The organism is Halorubrum yunnanense (genome assembly GCF_026586675.1).
GTDB lineage: Archaea > Halobacteriota > Halobacteria > Halobacteriales > Haloferacaceae > Halorubrum > Halorubrum yunnanense.
Map to the genome: position 1 here is coordinate 10,981 of NZ_JAODIX010000068.1, position 14,099 is coordinate 25,079.

Genomic DNA, 14,099 nt, shown 5'->3' on the forward strand with positions numbered 1-14,099 from the left:
ACCGACGAGGCTGGGGAGGCGTGAGGTGCGGTTGCCGTGCGGGGTGGGACTCAAAGGGGCAGCCGCGAGGACGAAGACGGGCGACGCAAGCACCGCAGGGAGCGAGTGAAACGAGCGACTGAGGAGCGCAGCGAGTCCATCGAGTCCTCGCGGCTGGGGCTTTGGAGGTGTTCACCACCGATCCGCAGTCATCAATTTATAAGCGAGCGGCCGAGGCTTCGAAGGAGATCAGTCCGCTGCCAACGCAACTCATTTATAAACAACCGAGATCACACGCCGCAATCGAAACGACCACTCCGACGGAACCGACCTATTATTCCTCTAACGAAAGCGACGCGAGCAGCGACTCCAGTTGCACCTGCTCGTTGGCGCCCTCGGCGATCCGGTAGTCGGCCTCGCCGACCCGCTCCATCAGTGCGACCGCCTCGCGCTCGCTCAGGTCGAACTCCCAGACGGAGCGGTGGAGCTGGTCGATCACGTCGCCCCCGGCCATCCCCGTCTCCGTGAGGAGCGTGTCGAGCGTCGCCCGCGCCCGCGAGAAGTCGCCCTCTAGGGCGTCCGTCACCATCGACTCGATCTCCTCGGGCCGCGCGGTCGCCGTGATCGCGTACACCGCCTCCTCGTCGACGACGTCGCCGGTCGTCGCCGCCGCCTGTAGCGAGTTGATGGCGCGGCGCATGTCGCCGTCAGCCGCGTACACGAGGGCGTCGACGCCCTCGTCGGTCACCTCGATCTCCTCCGCCGCCGCGATCTCGCGGGTTTGGGCGGCGACGGCCGCGTCCGAGAGCGGCGAGAAGCGGAAGACGGCGCACCGCGACTGGATCGGGTCGATGATCTTCGACGAGTAGTTACACGAGAGGATGAAGCGCGTGTTGTCGGAGAACTGCTCCATCGTCCGCCGTAATGCTGCCTGAGCCTCATCGGTAAGCGAGTCGGCCTCATCGAGAAACACGATCCGGAAGTCGCCGCCGAACGACGAGCGCGCGAACCCCTTGATCCGGTCGCGCACCACGTCGATTCCGCGCTGGTCGGAGGCGTTGAGTTCGAGGAAGTTGCCGCGCCAGTTGTCGTCGCCGTACACCTGGCGGGCGATGGCGGTGGCCGCGGTGGTTTTCCCGGTACCGGCAGGCCCCCCAAAGAGCAGGTGGGGGATGTCGTCCTGCTCAATGTAGCTCTGGAGGCGCTCGACGATCTCCTCCTGTCCGTGGATGTCGTCGAGCGACTGCGGCCGGTACTTCTCGATCCAGATCTCTCGGCCGGTCGCGGTCGCAACCGTCTGCTCGTCGGCCTCGCTCATGCCGGATCGGAGGGTGGGCGGGGTGATAAACGAACCGAGAACGGGGCGTGCTCACGGCTCCGGAGAGGCGGTCGACGCGGCTGCCGAGCCACCGATGCCGCCTACGCGAACTCGTCGATGAGTTCCGGAACGACCTCGAACAGGTCGCCGACGACGCCGTAGTCGGCGATGTCGAAGATGGGCGCGTTCGGGTCGGTGTTGACCGCGACGATCGTGTCCGACCCCTTCATCCCGGCGACGTGCTGGACCGCGCCGGAGATGCCGATCGCGATGTAGACGTCCGGCGTGACGACCTTCCCGCTCTGTCCCACCTGCCGGTTCTTCGGGAGCCAGCCGTTGTCCACGATCGGCCGGGAGGAGGAGAGCGTCGCGCCGAGCGCGTCGGCGAGGTCTTCGACGAGCCCTAAGTTCTCTTCCTCCTCGATCCCGCGGCCGACCGAGACGAGCACCTCGGCGTCGGCGATGTCGACGTCGCCGCCGCCGACCTCCTCGAAGCCCGTGACGCGCGCGCCGGACTCGGGCAGGTCGACCTCGACCGACTCGACCGCCGCGTCGCCGACGCCCTCCGCGGCCGGCCACTCGCCGCCTCGAATCGTGAGCACGTGGCGGTCGCCGTCGACGTCGACGGTCGTCTCTACCTTCGAGCCGTACATCTCGCGGGTGACCGTTAAGCCGCCGTCGTACTCGAACCCGATCGCGTCGGTCACCAGCGGGATACCGCGGTTCTCGGCCACCGCTGGGGCGTAGTCGAGCCCGTTGACCGAGTTCGGCGTCACGACCGTGTCGGCGTCGGTTCGGTCGAGCAGCGCCGCGACTGCCGTCTGGTAGACGTTGTGGTCGAACTCCTCCCCGTTCCCGACGGTGTGGATGGCGTCCACGCCCTCGCGGTTCAGGTCCTCGGCGAAGGCGTCGACGTCGCCCGCGATGGCGGCCACGTGGAGGTCGCCGCCGCGCGCGTCGGCGAGCTCGCGGCCGGCCGTAACGGCCTCGTAGGAGACGTCACGGATCTCCCCGCGGCGGTGTTCGGCGACGACGAGCACGTCGGACATCACGCGCTCACCCCCTTATCGCGGAGGAGCTCGGCGAGGCGTCCCGCGACCTCCCCGGCGTCGCCCTCGATCATCTCGGCGTCCGACTCGCTCTCCGGCTCGTACATCGACGTGATATCGAGCGCGCTCTCGACGTCACCGGCGGTCACTCCGAGGTCGCCGAGGTCCTTCGCGTCGATCTCCTTGCGCTGGGCCTGCCGGATGCCGCGCAGGCTCGCGTAGCGCGGCTCGTTGAGTCCGGTCTGGACCGTCAGCACGGCCGGGAGGTCGACGTCGGTCAGCTCTTCGACGCCGCCCTCCAGCTCGCGGTGGACGTGCGCGACGCCCGCGTCGGCGTCGACCTCGAGATCGTTAACGACCGCGGCGTGCTCGAAGCCGATCCGCTCCGCGAGCGCGACGCCGGTCGCGCCGAACCCGGTGTCGGCGGCCTGGACCCCGCCGAGAACGAGGTCCGGATCCTCGGCCTCGACGACGGCCTCGATGGTCGAGACCTTCGCGGCCACGTCGGAAAACCCCTCCTCGAAGGCGTCGTCCCAGACGCGGACCGCCCGATCGGCCCCCTTCGCGAGCGCCATGCGGATCGTCTCCTCGGCGCGTTCCGGGCCGACGGTGACGGTGACGACCTCGTCGGCGATCCCCGCCTCGGCCAGCTGGACCGCGGCCTCAACCGCGTAGTCGTCCCACTCGTTGAGGTCGTACTCGAGGTCCCCCTCCGCGATGTCGGTTCCCTCGATCGCGAAGTCGTCGTCCGCCTCCGCGACCTCCTTGACGGTCACCAGAACTTTCATGATCGTTACTCCGGCGCTGACCGTGTAAGGGTTTTCGAAACGCCCCACTCACCGCGAGGGGTTGCCGCCGGACGAATCCCCTCCTGCCGCCGGCCGCGCTCTACCGTCGGTCGGGGTCGTCGCTGCTGTCGCCGTCCGCGTCGCTGTCGTCGTCCGGGAGCGAGATCAGGTTTTCGCGGCCCAGGCGGAGCTTCTCGACGCGCTCCCCGTCGGCCATCTCCGACAGGAGCTGTGAGACCTTCGCGTCGGACCACCCCGTCTCGGCGACGATGTCGGCCTGTCGCATCCGCCCGCCGTTCTCCGTGAGGAGCCGCTCGACGCGCTCCTCGTCCGAGAGCAGCGAGAGGTCCTCCTCGGGCTCCGACCCCGCCGCCGCGCTGAGCTCTCCGTCGGGATCGGCGTCGGTAGACGCCCCCGTACCCGCGTTCGGGCCGGCGCTCGCGTCCGCCTCCGGTCGGGGACTCTCACCGTTCCCGTCCGTCCCGTTCGCGCCCGCCGCACCGGACGTCCCCGCCGCGCCGCCTGCGCCGCTCTCTCGTCGCCGGTAGCCGACGACGCTCCCCGCGATGAGCAGCGCGGCGACGACGATCGCGGCGGCGAGCATCCCCCACGGCGGTCCCACGGTCCCGGTCGACGCGTACACCACCGCGACCCGCTCGTCCTCGCCGAACGTCCGCGGCCCCTCGATTATCACGGCGTTGTCCCGGAGCGGGACGGTGGCCCCGGGGGTCCCGGTGACGGTGTACCCCTCCGGCGTCGCCACCTCCAATGTCTGTCCCTCGCCGAGCGACCGGAGCCACGTCCCTTCGGGAGTCGTCAGCGCGTCGCCCAACACGAGGTTCTCGCCCTCGGTCCCGAGGAACTTCGTCCAGACGAACGTCAGCCGGAGCTCGCCGACGGCGACGGCCTCGTCGCCGGCGAACTCGAACTCGGACGGGTCCTCGTGGACGATCACCTCGCGCTCGACGCTCTCGATCCGCATTGTCCGATCCACGTTCCGGCTCGCCTCCCGCGCGAACCCCTCGAACAGCGCCGGACTCGGCCCGATCTCGCCGTCGAGGAAGCGCTCGCCAGCGGTCTCGAACGCCCCGACCTCAGTCTCGTCGGCGAGCGCGTACCTGACCGACACCTCCCACCGGGCGTCGCGGTCAGGGGTCGGTTCGATCCGGATCCCGGTCGCCGTGTTCGGGTCGAAATCGGTGTCGATCTGCGTGACGGGGCCCGCGGTCGTCCCGAGGGCATCCGCCGCCGGAATTTCGCCGCTCAGTCCCCCGTGCGAGGGCGTCGCGCCCGGCGCGGACGCCGCCGGCGCCGCGACCGCGCCTCCGGCGACCGGCGCCGCGACGCCGCCGACGAGGAGGAGGGCGAACAGCGAGACGAGGAAGACACGAGGGGGATTCCGCATGCACGTCTGTCCTCTCGTGGACCGGGCAAAACGCTTTCCATAGCCGGTTTCGCCGGACGCGGGTGGCTCGGCGGCGGCGTCCTCGCCCGGAGTCCCGCGGAGCCGTTGAGGTGGATTTTTTATAATAGGGGGAGAACTCATGCGTGATGAGAGCCCTCCCGGTCTTGGTCGCGATCCTACTGCTGGTGGTTCCGGTCGCGGCGGCGACCTCCCCCGCCGCCGACTCCGAATCGTCGGCGGCCGTCGAGGCTCCCGGTCCGGCCCCGATCGACTCCGCCGACGCGGTCGATCCCGCCGACGCGGTCGATCCCACCGATCCGGTCGAGCCGCCGCGGCTCCCGAGCGACCCCTCGCAGATCGACGAGTCGAATCTCACGTTCCGGACGCTCTCGGCGCCCGCCGACGCCGACTCCCGGGTCACCAGCGTCGTGCGCGGCGCGAACCTCGGTCCCGCCCTCTCCTTCTCGGTCGACGAGGCCGGCGCCGCCGCCGAGACCGCGGCGGTCGTCGACCGAGTCGAGAACGCTGAGACGACTACGGAGCGACAGCGCCTGATCCTCGCGGCGCTCAGCCGCGTCGAGCGCGACGAGGTGAGCCTCTACAGCCGCCAGGCGGCGGCGTTCAGCGCGCACGCGTCCGGAAACCTCTCCGACCGGGAGCTGCTCGACGAGCTCGTCCGCATCTCCGCCACCGCCCGCGAGTACGACGAGCGGCTCGAGGAGATCGACGCGCTCGCGGAGCAGACCGACGGCTTCAGCTCGCCGACCCGGCTCGACGAGCTCCAGGTCGCGCTCCAGGTGTACGAGGGCCCGGTCCGCGACCTCGCGGTCGCGGCCGCCCGCGCCGAGGTCTCGGCCACGGAGATCCACGTTGAGTCGACCGCGAGCTCGGTCACGTTGGCGGCGATCGTCGACGGCGAGTACGTCCGCGAGACGTTCCGGAACGACCGCTGGGACCGCGGGGGCGGCGCGATCAGCAACGACGCGGCGATCAACGTGACGACGGAGTCGTACCCCGAGACGGCGGCGCTCAGGGCGCCCGACGCGTTCGGTGCCGGCTCCGTCCAGCGGATCACCATCCCGCACGAGTACGGGCTCCTCCGCGTCTTCGTCAGCGGCGGGACGGAGCAGGTGTTCGTCGAGCACCAGCGGATCGACCTCGACGCCTTCCCCGACAGCGAGCGCGTCTCCGAGACCGGCGACGGGTTCAACGTCACCGTCGATCGGAGCTACGCCGGCGGACCGGTGACCGTGACTGTCCTCGACGAGGAGACAGGCGAGCCGGATCCCGACGTCACCGTCACGAAGAGCGTCGGCGGCGGCGACAGCAGGGCGATCGGGACCACGAATGCCGACGGCGTCGTCCGGACGCTCTCGCCGGCGGACTCGTACCGTATCACCGTCGTCGATGAGCCGCGGGTCGTCGTCGTCGACGGTCTCCGGCCGATCGCGACCCCGCGGCTTGAAGACGACGAGTAGCGAGCCGCTTGGACCGACCCGCTCGCCGCTCCCGGCTCTCTTGGTTCCCTCACTTTTTACCGGATACCGCGGCCAGCCGCCCCGTGCCCTTCGACCGCTCACCGCCCCCACGCTCGCCGTTGCGTCGGGACTCTACCGCGGACGCCCGTCGCCCCGACCGGGCGCTCGCCCCGGTCGCCGGCGTTCTGTTGCTCGCGATCACCGTCGTCCTCGCGGGCGGCGTCGTCACCGTCGCGCTCGGCGCTCCCGCCGAACCCGCGCCGACGGCGTCGCTGTCGCTGTCGGCGACCGACGATCGGATCACCGTTGCGCACCGCGGCGGCGACGCCCTCAACGCGAGCGGACTTGACGTTCGCGTCAGCGTCGACGGCGAGCCGCTCGCCCGCCAGCCGCCGGTGCCGTTCTTCTCTGCCGCGGGGTTTCGACCGGGACCGACCGGCGCGTTCAACGCCGCCAGCGACGGCGACTGGCGGGTCGGCGGGGAAGCGTCGTTCCGCGTTGCCGGGACGAACGACCCGGTTCTCGAACCGGGTCGCACCGTCACCCTCGAGATATCGGTCGACGGACGGCCGGTCGCGACGCTGGAGACGGTCGTCGAACCGGAGTAGAAGAGCGGTCGGGACCCTCTACGGCCCGCGCTACTCCTCGGAGACCCGCGCGACCGTCGTGATCGCTCTGGGGCTCTGCGGACTCGCCTGCTGGATGTGGTGGTCGAACGCCTCGTAGCCCGCCGCCTCGAACATCCGGTCGGCCTCGTCCTCGTCGTAGAAGAGCATGATCGCGTCGGCGACCCGCTGGAGGACGCGGTTGTGCGGGTAGTCGGGGCCGACGACGAGCACCTGCCCACCCGGCTTCGCGACGCGGCGCAGCTCTCGGAGCCCCTCGACGGGGTTCGGCCAGTACTCGATCGAGCCGGACGACCAGACGACGTCGAACGCGTCGTCGCGGAAGGGGAGCCGCTCGGCGTCGCCCCGGTAGAAGTTCACTCGGTCGTGTTTCCCGAACTTCCCGAACGCCTTCTCCATCTGGTGGACGCTCTGATCGAGCCCGTGGACGTCGTCGGCGTGTTCGAGCAGCCCCTCGGTGCCGAACCCGGTCCCGCACCCCACGTCAAGCACCTTCGGGTCGTCGTCGAACTCCAGCCAGGAGAGCGCCTCCGAGCGCATCTCCTCGGTCCAGGTGAACCGGTTGACCCGGTCGTACACCTTCGAGAGGTATTTGTAGAACAGGCGAGCGTTCGACTTGTTCTCGAGGATCCCCATTTACCGTTCCGTTGGGCCGGCACCCCCATAACGACACGGATCCGCCACCGCGGCGACCTCGGCGTCCGGGGCGTGACCACCTCGTGGCCCCGTGCGCGCCCCGGTCCGTCCCGCTTATCCGCGCGCCGACCGATCCCCGTGTATGGACCCGACGACGAGCGGCCGGTTCCGCGTGCACGACCGGCGGTCACGCCCGGACATCGAGGGGGACCCAGAAGCCCACGACTCCGATGTCGACAACGCCCCGGACGAGTTCGTCCTCGTCGAGCTCCCGGACGGCTCGATCGACCCGACGGCGCCCGACGCCGAAGACCGGTTCGACCCTCTGTACGCCACCGCGGAGGGGTACGAGGGAGCGCTCGCCGACCGCGTGGCGTCGCTGGAGCCCGGATACGTCGTCGACGCGACGCTGGCGTGGGCGGACGGCTCGGCGCGGTTCGACGACGTCGAGGTCGCCCGCGAGAGCCGATTCCGCTTCGCCGACGGCGTCGAGGGGATGTTCGAGGCGGCGGTCGAGACGTGGGAGCAGATACGCGCCGACGGCGAGGCCGTCGGCTCGATCACGACCCGGTCGAACGACGGCGAGCCGAACGGCGCGCTGTACCTGTTCGCCGACGCGCCCGGCGGCGACGCCTTCGCGGACCTCCAGGCGGGTCGACTCCCCGTCGAGCCGCTCGTCGCCCGCGTCAACGAGTCCCGCGAGGACGACGGCCCGCGCGAGGTGTTCGTGCTGCGTCCCGCCGCCCACGACTTCGTCGCCGTCTACGTCGTCTTCGACCGCGACGGGGTGCTCGCGCAGACGGTCCGGGACACGTACGACCTCGGTCTCGGGCTGGCGGCCGGGCTGGATGCGGGGGAGTTCGAAGCGGCGAAGGCGGACGACACTGGGGCGTCGGAGGACGGGTCCGGCGACAGTTCCGAGGACGGCGACGGGTTCGACGCCCTCGACCGCCTGTAGCCCGCTTCTCGCCGCGTACCGCCCATCGCAGCGCTACAGCCAGTCCGCGTCCGGATCGACTCGCCCGTCCGGGGTCTTGCCGTTGAGGACGGCGGCGACGTCGGCCGCGCCGCTGCGGTTCAGGTCGTCTCTCGCCTCCTCGCTGTACCACGCCGCGTGCGGCGTGACGAGCGTGTCGTCGCGACCGACGAGCGGGTCGTCTTCCGGGGGTTCCTCGGCGAGCACGTCGAGGCCGGCGCCCTTGATCTCGTCGCGCTCTAACGCGTCGAGCAGGGCGTCGGCGTCGACGACCGGCCCGCGGCTCACGTTGACGAGTACCGAGTCCTCGCCGAGGCGTGCGAGCGCGTCAGCGTCGACCATCCCGCGGGTCGCGTCGGTCAGGGGCGCGTAGACGCCGACGTGGTCGGCGCGGTCGAACAGCGCCTCGAACTCGACCTTCTCGACGCCGTACTCCGCCATCTCCTCGGCGTCGACGAACGGGTCGTGCGCGATCAGTTCCGCGTCGAAGCCGGCCAGCTGCTCCGCCGCGCGCTGCGCGATGGGACCGAACGAGAGCAGCCCGACCGTCGACGCGCTCACGCGCCGGACCGGACTGCCCGCCTCCCAGCTCCAACCCCCGCCGGCGACGTCGTCGTCGTACGGCTTCAGCGAGCGCAGGCAGGCGAGGAGGAGCGAGACCGAGTGGGTCGCCACCTCGTCGGTGCAGTAGTCGGGGACGCGGGTGACGGTGACGCCCTCGTCGGCCGCGGCGCCGACGTCGACGTTGTCGACGCCGACGGCCGACCGGACGACCACCCGCAGGTCGAGCGCCGCGAGCGCCTCGGCGGTGACGGGCGTGTTGATGTCGGTGACGACCGCGTCGGCGCCTGCGGCCGCCTCGATCACTCGCTCGGCCGACCCCAGGTCGGCCACCTCGATCTCGACGGGTCCCTCGACGCGTTCGCTCAGGACCTCCCGGTACGTCTCCGGGTCGATCATCGGGAACGACGACAGGACGGCTCTGGCCATGATTCGGCTTCGACCCGATCCCACTTGATGGCTGGTATTGACGTTGTCAGGCACTCAAACGTCTGTTTCGATCGTGATGTTCTCGTCCGACCGGTCTCGTCCCGCGCGCTTCCGGTGGCTCTTTGCTGACCGGGCGACTACGATCTCCCGTGACCGACGAGAGCTCGTCTAAACCCCCCATGCTCGTCTTCCTCGAGTCGCTGGCGTTCTACCGGAACGTCCGGATCGGTCTCGTCGCGGGCGCCGGGGTCGCACTCCTGTTGTACCTCGTCCGGACGCTGGAGCTGCTCGGCCCCGTGATCGACACGCGGGAGTACCCGCTGTTCGGGCCGGACGTCTGGTTCCTGTTCCTGGCGTTCGTGCTGGCGGCGACGTTCGCACTGCTGGTCGCCGTCGCGCTCACGATCGCCGAGGCGGCTCGCGGAGCCGGCGAGGTGTCGACGGAGTAGGTCGAGCGAACCGGAGAACGGACCGCTCTGCGGTGCGAAAGAGCGAGCGATAGCTGGGGCGGATCGGGTGCGGACCGGCCGCAGCGGTCAGTCGGCGGTACAGGAGGCGTCGCTCTCCTCGCCGGTGAACTCCTGTGCGGGCTCGGTGAGCTTGTAGAGGTTCTGTCTGGCGTCCGCGAAGTAGACGTCCTCGTCGACAACCCCGATCCCCTCCAACCGTTCGAGGGCGTACCGAACGGTACGGGCCGACAACATCGACTCCTGCACGATGCCCTTCTGCGTCAGCGGGCCGTTGTACTCGAGCATCTTGAAGACGAGTTTGGCGCTCGGCGGGAGGTCGTCGAGACCCTCCGTTTGGCTTCCTTCCATCGTGAGAATTTGAAACCGCACATCGGCATAAATGTTGATGGCCCGCGGCCCTATTTCGCGGATTTTGCCGGTATAACAGGATCGTCCTGCCGGTTACTCCGTTGATAACCAGCAATATAGTCCGCTACCCCCGGTTCGACTGACCAGTCAGTCAGCGATGCGACTCGCGCGCGCTCCGCCGGGGCCGCCTCGCTCCCCTCGCGCCGGCCGCGTTCCACGACGCGATCCCCGGGCTCGACGGCCGGAACGAACGGCTTTTCACGGGCGCTCGCGGATCCGTTGGTATGAGCGACGAATCGGGCATATCCGGCCACGCGCGCGGTGTGGTCGTCACGACGATCTGCTGTCTGGCGGGGATCGCCGCCGGCGTCGTCTCGGCTGCCTACGTGGGGACGACCGTGGAGGCCGCCCAGAGTACTACGGTCGTGCTGGTGCTCGGCGCGTTCGTGCTCGCCCAGTACCCCCTGTACAAGATCATCGGTGTCAGCGACTTCGGCGTCAAGGACAACCTCTACGTGGCGTTCCTCACGTTCACGCTGTGGTTCATCAGCTACACCGTGCTGGCGACGTCCGGCGTCCAACTGGTGGCGTGAGATGGCGGACGACAGCATCGCCGTGGTCGACCTCGATCGCTGCCAGCCCGACCGGTGTAACTACGAGTGCGCGAACTACTGCCCGCCGAACCGGACGGGCAAGGAGTGTATCACTCAGCGCGGCGAGGACACGGTCGAGGGCGACCCGGACCAGATCCACATCTCCGAGGAGATCTGCTTGGGCGAGACCTGCGGTATCTGCGTCGAAAAGTGCCCGTTCGACGCGATCGAGATCATCAACCTCCCCTCCGAGCTCGACGAGGAACCCGTCCACCGCTACGGCGAGAACGCCTTCTCGCTGTACGGCCTGCCGACCCCCGAACCGGGCAACGTTACCGGTATTCTCGGTCCGAACGGGATCGGGAAGTCGACGGCGGTCCACGGGCTCGCCGGCGAGATGGTCCCGAACCTCGGCGACCACGAGTCGGACGCCGACTGGGACCGCGTGCTCGACCGCTTCCGCGGCACGGGGTTACAGAACTACCTGGCGGCGCTGCGGGACGGCGACGTGAGCGTCTCCCGCAAGCCCCAGTACGTCGACCAGATCCCCAAGCAGTTCGACGGCAACACCCGCGAGCTGTTGGAGCGCACCGACGAGCGCGGCGCGCTCGACGAGCTGATCGACCGGCTCAACATCCGCCCGGTGATGGACCAGGACATCGACTCCATTTCCGGCGGCGAGCTCCAGCGCGTCGCCATCGCGGCGTGTCTGGCCCGCGATGCCGACTTCTACTTCCTCGACGAGATCACGCCGTACCTCGACATCGGCCAGCGGATGATCGTCGCCCAGCTCATCCGCGAGCTGGCGGACGACGACGCCGCCGACCGCTCGATGCTCGTCGTCGAGCACGACCTCGCCATCTTGGACCTGCTCGCCGACACCCTTCACGTCGCGTACGGGGAGCCGGGCGCGTACGGGGTTATCACCGACCCCAAGTCCGTCCGCAACGGTATCAACGAGTACCTGAAGGGATACCTCGACAACGAGAACATGCGGATCCGTCCCTCCGCGATCACGTTCGAGGAGCACGCGCCCCGCGTCGCCTCGCGCAGCGAGACGCTGATCGAGTACCCCGAGCTCTCGAAGTCGTACGGCGACGGGGAGTTCGAGCTCCGCGTCGAGGGCGGCGAGATCAACCACTCGGAGGTGCTCGGTGTCGTCGGCCCGAACGGGATCGGGAAGTCGACGCTCGCGAAGCTGTTCGCGGGCTCGCTGGAGCCGGACGAGGGGTCACTCGACTTCGCGCTCGACATCGCGCACAAGCCGCAGTACATCGAGATCGACCAGCCGATGCGCGTCGACGCGTTCCTCTCCTCTATCACCGACGAGTTCGGCGGCTCCTACTGGAACACGGAGATCGCCCAGCCGCTCCAGCTCGACCGGATCATGGAACAGGACCTCACGGACCTGTCGGGCGGGGAGCGACAGCGCGTCGCCATCGCGGCGTGTCTCTCCGAGGACGCCGACCTGTACCTGCTCGACGAGCCCTCCGCCCACCTCGACGTCGAGCAGCGCGTCCGCGCGACGACGGCGATCCGGCGGTACGCCGAGAACCACGACGCGACCGTGATGGTGATCGACCACGACATCTACATGATCGATCTCCTGGCCGACCGGCTGATGGTGTTCGACGGCGAGCCGGCCGAGCGCGGTCACGCCGCGCCGCCCCAGGACATGCGCGACGGGATGAACGAGTTCCTCGCCGACCTCGAAATCACGTTCCGCCGCGACGAACGCACGGGGCGCCCCCGGATCAACAAGCCCGGCTCGCAGCTCGACAGCCAGCAGAAGCGCGACGGCGAGTACTACTACTCCGGCTGAGCCGGCACGGGGGCCACGTTCCAGTCGGCCGATCCGCCGTATCGAAGCGATTAAGCGGGGAACCCGCCAACGACGGGGTATGCAACACCTCATCATTCGCGGCGACCCCGAGATCCGGCGGGACGCGGTGATCGAGTACGACGGCGAGGAGTTGGTCTGTTTCAGCATCAACGTCCAGGGCGGCTGGCACGGCCCGGACGAGCCCCAGCTCTGGTGTACGGTCGGCAGCGAGGACGAGCGCGAGGCGTACGACAAACGCGAGTACGTCCCCCACTGGCTCGACGTCGACGCGGTCGACGCCGAGGAGATCGAAGTGCTGAGCGAGAAGGGCGCGCTGTCGGTCTGAGCGCGGAGTTCTCTTTTATATGGGCGGATCCGCAAGCCACGCCTCGATCGCGCCGGCCATCGCGCCGCGCCGGTGGATCGTCCCCGCGTCGGGGTCGACGACGGTGCTCTCCGTGCCGGGCGTCTCGCCGTCGTCGATCGCGGCGCCGACGCCCTCGCGGATTTCGTCCCCGAGGTCGTCGAGATCGGTGACGCTGCCGGTCCCGGAGGCGTTCGCGCTCGTCGCGGTGAGGGGGCCGGTCTCGCGGAGGAGCGCCCTGGCGACCGGCTGGTCGGGGACGCGGAGGCCGACCCGGTCGCCCCCGGCGGTGAGCGCGTCCGGGACCCTGTCGCCGCGCTCGACGACGATGGTCACGGGGCCGGGGAGGAACGCCCGAGCGAACGCGACCGCGAACTCCGTGGGCCGGGCGTAGCGGAGCGCGTCGTCGACGCTCGCCACGCCCAGGGAGAGCGGGTCCGACCGCTCGCGGCCCTTCAGCTCGAAGACTCGTTCGACGGCGTCGGGGTCGAGCGCGTCGCCGCCGAGCCCGTACACCGTCTCCGTGGGGTAGACGACGAGCTCGCCGCCCGCGACCGCCGCGGCCGCCCGCCGGACGTCGTCTCGGCCGCTCGCGGCGTCGCGTCCGGCGTCCGGCTCGGATCCGGGGCGAGGCTCTCGACCGTTGGTGTCGTCCGTCACGCGCGGTCGTTCGGCCGCTATTTAAAAAAGGGTGACGTGTACGGACGTCGTGATCGCACGCGAGAGCCGTCCGTGTCGACACCGACCTCAGTCGACGAGCCGGTCGACCGCGTCGTCGATCGCCTCGGCGTCGGGGAACTCGGGGTGGTCGCTCGCGACCCACGCGTGCTCCACGGTGCGGTCGCCGGCGAGCAGGAACACGGCCGGGCGCGCCTCGGTGACCCCCGTCATGCCGTCGATGTCGTGAGCGACGCCGTACTCCTCGATCACGCCAGCGCCGGGGTCGGCGAAGATCCGAACCCCGTCGCCGCGCTCGGCGAGCAGGCGCTTGTGGGCGTACGGCGACGAGATCGACAGACCGAGGACATCGAGGTCGTCGGCCCAGCCGTGGTCGTCGATCGTGTTGTACAGGTACGTCCCCTGGAAGGCGCCGTCCATCGGGTGGAAGACGAGGAGCGTCGGCCCGTCGACGACGTCGTCGAGCGCGCGGTCCTCCCAGTACTCCTCGTTCACGAGGGGGCGGGTGAAGTCGGGCGCCGTGTCGCCCTCGGCGACGTGGTCCGTCTCGGGCAGGGAGACGACGTCGAAGTCGGGCAT

Annotated in this window: 16 protein-coding genes; 7 read left to right on the plus strand and 9 right to left on the minus strand. The window is 69.7% G+C overall.

The features are described 5' to 3' along the window. Positions 1–313 precede the first annotated feature (313 nt). The 4 genes from N5096_RS14095 to N5096_RS14110 form a co-directional block, all read right to left on the minus strand. The gene (locus tag N5096_RS14095; RefSeq protein WP_267665448.1) at positions 314–1,297 is read right to left on the minus strand and encodes a replication factor C small subunit; all 984 of its coding nucleotides are present in this window, start codon (positions 1,295–1,297) and stop codon (positions 314–316) included. A 101-nt stretch (positions 1,298–1,398) separates the two neighbouring features. Continuing rightward, on the minus strand, positions 1,399–2,346 hold the full coding sequence (locus tag N5096_RS14100) for an electron transfer flavoprotein subunit alpha/FixB family protein (RefSeq protein WP_267665449.1): 948 nt from the start codon (positions 2,344–2,346) through the stop codon (positions 1,399–1,401). Further along, entirely contained in the window at positions 2,346–3,134 is a 789-nt protein-coding gene (locus N5096_RS14105; protein ID WP_267665450.1) for an electron transfer flavoprotein subunit beta/FixA family protein, read from the minus strand. The genes N5096_RS14100 and N5096_RS14105 overlap by 1 nt, the downstream gene beginning before the upstream one ends. A 100-nt stretch (positions 3,135–3,234) precedes the next feature. Beyond that, positions 3,235–4,539, minus strand: a complete 1,305-nt coding sequence (locus tag N5096_RS14110; protein WP_267665451.1) for a helix-turn-helix transcriptional regulator — start codon at positions 4,537–4,539, stop codon at positions 3,235–3,237. A gap of 146 nt (positions 4,540–4,685) precedes the next feature. Between N5096_RS14110 and N5096_RS14115 the strand changes: the two genes are divergently transcribed. Beyond that, entirely contained in the window at positions 4,686–6,017 is a 1,332-nt protein-coding gene (locus N5096_RS14115; protein WP_267665452.1) for a DUF7094 domain-containing protein, read from the plus strand. 119 nt (positions 6,018–6,136) lie between these two features. Next, a complete protein-coding gene (locus N5096_RS14120) occupies positions 6,137–6,625 on the plus strand; it encodes a type IV pilin domain-containing protein (RefSeq protein ID WP_267665498.1) in 489 nt (162 codons plus the stop codon). Between the two features lie 30 nt (positions 6,626–6,655). Here N5096_RS14120 and N5096_RS14125 read toward each other — a convergent pair whose 3' ends face one another. Continuing rightward, positions 6,656–7,279, minus strand: a complete 624-nt coding sequence (locus tag N5096_RS14125; protein ID WP_267665453.1) for a methyltransferase domain-containing protein — start codon at positions 7,277–7,279, stop codon at positions 6,656–6,658. A gap of 142 nt (positions 7,280–7,421) precedes the next feature. Here N5096_RS14125 and N5096_RS14130 point away from each other — a divergent pair, with 142 nt between their 5' ends. Then, positions 7,422–8,237 (plus strand): DUF6663 family protein, encoded by an 816-nt coding sequence (locus N5096_RS14130; RefSeq protein ID WP_267665454.1) that lies wholly within the window; start codon positions 7,422–7,424, stop codon positions 8,235–8,237. Between the two features lie 33 nt (positions 8,238–8,270). Here the strand turns inward: N5096_RS14130 and N5096_RS14135 are convergent, their stop codons facing one another. After that, positions 8,271–9,245 (minus strand): C-terminal binding protein, encoded by a 975-nt coding sequence (locus tag N5096_RS14135; protein WP_267665455.1) that lies wholly within the window; start codon positions 9,243–9,245, stop codon positions 8,271–8,273. Between the two features lie 149 nt (positions 9,246–9,394). On the opposite strand from N5096_RS14135, the gene N5096_RS14140 reads away from it, so the two are divergent. Further along, positions 9,395–9,694 carry a DUF7536 family protein gene (locus N5096_RS14140; RefSeq protein ID WP_417448659.1) on the plus strand — a complete coding sequence of 100 codons (300 nt, stop codon included), beginning with the start codon at positions 9,395–9,397 and terminating at the stop codon, positions 9,692–9,694. A gap of 87 nt (positions 9,695–9,781) precedes the next feature. Here N5096_RS14140 and N5096_RS14145 read toward each other — a convergent pair whose 3' ends face one another. Next, entirely contained in the window at positions 9,782–10,063 is a 282-nt protein-coding gene (locus tag N5096_RS14145; RefSeq protein ID WP_267665456.1) for a MarR family transcriptional regulator, read from the minus strand. 284 nt (positions 10,064–10,347) lie between these two features. Here N5096_RS14145 and N5096_RS14150 point away from each other — a divergent pair, with 284 nt between their 5' ends. The 3 genes from N5096_RS14150 (at position 10,348) to N5096_RS14160 (ending at position 12,824) form a co-directional block, all read left to right on the plus strand. After that, a complete protein-coding gene (locus N5096_RS14150; RefSeq protein ID WP_267665457.1) occupies positions 10,348–10,656 on the plus strand; it encodes an EMC6-like membrane protein in 309 nt (102 codons plus the stop codon). A gap of 1 nt (position 10,657) precedes the next feature. Then, positions 10,658–12,478 (plus strand): ribosome biogenesis/translation initiation ATPase RLI, encoded by a 1,821-nt coding sequence (locus N5096_RS14155; protein WP_267665458.1) that lies wholly within the window; start codon positions 10,658–10,660, stop codon positions 12,476–12,478. A gap of 79 nt (positions 12,479–12,557) precedes the next feature. Continuing rightward, positions 12,558–12,824, plus strand: a complete 267-nt coding sequence (locus N5096_RS14160) for an HAH_0734 family protein (RefSeq protein ID WP_267665459.1) — start codon at positions 12,558–12,560, stop codon at positions 12,822–12,824. Between the two features lie 15 nt (positions 12,825–12,839). Here N5096_RS14160 and N5096_RS14165 read toward each other — a convergent pair whose 3' ends face one another. After that, entirely contained in the window at positions 12,840–13,502 is a 663-nt protein-coding gene (locus tag N5096_RS14165) for an L-threonylcarbamoyladenylate synthase (protein ID WP_267665460.1), read from the minus strand. 87 nt (positions 13,503–13,589) lie between these two features. After that, entirely contained in the window at positions 13,590–14,099 is a 510-nt protein-coding gene (locus tag N5096_RS14170; protein WP_267665461.1) for a redoxin domain-containing protein, read from the minus strand.